A 713-nucleotide genomic window follows, 5' to 3' on the forward strand; every position below is an offset into this window, starting at 1 on the left:
GAGCACTGAGCGATGATCTTCGACTACGCGTGTTAAAAGCGTCTGCGGCGGGCATGTCTGCGCGCCAGTCGGCGGCGCGGTTCGGGGTTGGGATTTCGATGGTGACCTTGCCCCCAAGTTTTATCCAGTTTTGAGTTTGCTCCAGCGGTTTTGGGTTGCTGTATTCGGGGCGGTAGCGGCGGGTGGCGGTGCGGAGCCATTTCGGCTGCGCAGCACCGCATCACGTCGCGGGTTGATGGTCTTGGGCGAACTCGGCGGGTGTCAGCCAGCCGAGGCCGGAATGCGGTCGATGATCGTTTGTAATCGCTGCGCCAGTTTGAAAGCCCTGATCGAGCATGGGGCAGTGACGAGAGAGCGTTTCATTCAGAAACTCGTCTCGCAGCCGCCCGTTGAAGCTTTCGATGAAGGCGTTCCGGATCGGCTTGCCAGGCGCGATGTAGTGCCATTCCACTTTGGTCCGATCCGTCCATTGCAGGATTGCGTTGCTGGTGAACTCGCTGCCATTATTGCTGACGATCATCTTCGGCTTGCCTCGTCCCTCGATGATCCGGTCCAACTCACGGGCAACCCGCAGGCCGGAAAGAGACGTATCGGCGACGAGGCCCAGGCATTCACTAGGCGGTAAACTCATAAATTCTCTTGGCGCATTGCGTTCCGCGTGATTCAAGGCTTCCGAATTAGGAGCTATGATGACACGCCGCCGCTACGAACTC

Annotated in this window: 1 protein-coding gene and 1 pseudogene; one reads left to right on the top strand and one right to left on the bottom strand. The window is 58.6% G+C overall.

What is annotated here, in order from left to right; all coding sequences use genetic code 11:
- Positions 1–98: pseudogene (locus tag ACQZ48_RS23405) on the top strand (IS630 family transposase); the annotation flags it as partial.
- A gap of 122 nt (positions 99–220) precedes the next feature.
- On the opposite strand, the gene ACQZ48_RS23410 reads toward ACQZ48_RS23405, so the two are convergent.
- Complete coding sequence (locus ACQZ48_RS23410; RefSeq protein ID WP_448729562.1) at positions 221–631, bottom strand: integrase core domain-containing protein; 411 nt, start codon at positions 629–631, stop codon at positions 221–223.
- Positions 632–713: the final 82 nt, after the last annotated feature.

It is taken from the genome of Agrobacterium sp. 22-209-1 (genome assembly GCF_053522485.1).